This window comes from Parabacteroides sp. AF48-14 (genome assembly GCF_003477465.1).
Classification (GTDB): Bacteria; Bacteroidota; Bacteroidia; order Bacteroidales; family Tannerellaceae; genus Parabacteroides; species Parabacteroides acidifaciens.
The window spans coordinates 1-1,587 of the sequence record NZ_QUDI01000097.1 but is presented as its reverse complement, the minus strand read 5'-3'; the positions used below and the strand labels follow the sequence as shown (position 1 = coordinate 1,587).

The 1,587-nt window shown below is 38.1% G+C and carries 2 protein-coding genes; both read left to right on the top strand.

The genetic code is table 11. From position 1 onward, the window contains the following. The first annotated feature begins 130 nt into the window (after positions 1 to 130). Positions 131 to 358, top strand: a complete 228-nt coding sequence (locus DW083_RS21890) for a hypothetical protein (protein ID WP_122333828.1) — start codon at positions 131 to 133, stop codon at positions 356 to 358. 62 nt (positions 359 to 420) lie between these two features. Further along, entirely contained in the window at positions 421 to 1,563 is a 1,143-nt protein-coding gene (locus DW083_RS21885; RefSeq protein ID WP_122333827.1) for a hypothetical protein, read from the top strand. The last annotated feature ends 24 nt before the right edge of the window (positions 1,564 to 1,587 follow it).

The window sequence follows — 1,587 nt, the reverse complement described above, 5'->3', positions numbered from 1 at the left end:
GGTAGGGTGTCCAAAAACTGTCGTTCAAATTAGGATAATAGAGCACTCGATTTTTTAGTATTCTAAGTTCTACTATTTATAGTTTGTCATGTGATGAATATTTTATTCATTTGCAAAAAAACAGATTATCATGGACTCAGAAAAAGAACTTCAACAGCTTAAGGCTCAACTTTCCGCCTCTCAAAAAGAAATAAAGTCATTGAATGTAAAACTGGAACGTTCCAAAAACAAGATAGCCAAACAAAAAGCAGAACTTAAAAAAAAAGAGACAGAGACTATAGAACTGACCGAAGAACAGTTACAATCACTCTCGAACCAATTGCCCGGCATCAATATAAAGAGCTTGTTGTCCGACTAAGTACCTTACTCTATAGCCGTGTAAATTGCGGTTTTCGGGCAATAGTGGATATTTTAAAGATTGTGAACGATGCATTCAAGGGTATCCTTGGTCAGATACCAAGCCGTAATACCATAGAAAATTGGATAAAGAAATGTGGTCTGGATATTTATAATACCCCTGAAAAATCTCTAAATGCGGAAGAGTATGCGATGATCGTCGATGAAAGCATGATGATGGGCAGCGAGAAACTACTGTTTACACTTGGCATTCCAGCAAAGCACACCGATGATATCGCCTTGTCCCGGAAGGATGTATCAATACTTGATATGTCGGTGGCTTCCAGTTGGAATGGGGATGGAATACAAGACAGACTTCTAGCCTCTTCAGCCAAAATCGGACATTCTCCCAAATATGTTATTAGCGACAATGCTTCCATAATGGAAAAAGGCATTAACCAGACTGGCTTTGTTCATTATCATGATATTAGCCACTCGCTGGGTATGTTTTTAGAGAGATGTTACAAGGATGAATCAGATTTCATTGCCTATACAAAAAGGATGTCGGAAGTCCAGGCAACACACAATATGAAGAAGACTGCCTATCTGCTTCCTCCACGACAACGGACAATAGCACGTTTCATCAACTTATCGAACTGGGTTAAATGGTCACGGAAGATTCTTGAAGTGTACCATCAGCTTAATCATGAGGAACGTGCCCTGTTCAATTTTATTCCGGACAACGCTTCGCTGATAGACGAACTTTCAGAGGTAATGGAGTGTATTAGCCACATAGAAAAAGAATGTAAACAGAACGGATTTTCTAAAAATACAATAAAGAAATGTCTGGATAATATTCGAAACACATTATTCAAAGGAAATTCCCGCATGAAGAAACTAGGTGAAGCCATCAGCCTCTTCCTACTAAAAGAAGGAAAACTGCTTAAAGGAGAGGGGGATATACTTAATAATTCATCTGATATTATAGAATCCTCTTTTGGAACATATAAACGAAGAAAATCACCCAATAAACTCTATGGGGTCACTCCATTCATTTTATTTATGCCAGCCTGCACAGAACTTGCCGTAGAAGAATGTTCGAGATATTATTCTATCAAAGAACATTTAGAGAATGTCAAACTTTGCCAGATTCAGCAGTGGAGAGAAGTCTGCTTAACTGATAATCTCGTGACTAAACGTATAAAAACGCTAAAGTTCGCAGTATAAAAATGAACGACAGTTTTTGGACAC

Bases quoted from the DNA above. Each gene is read 5' to 3' on its own strand.
- DW083_RS21890 (WP_122333828.1), top strand. From the start codon at position 131: ATGGACTCAGAAAAAGAACTTCAACAGCTTAAGGCTCAACTTTCCGCC.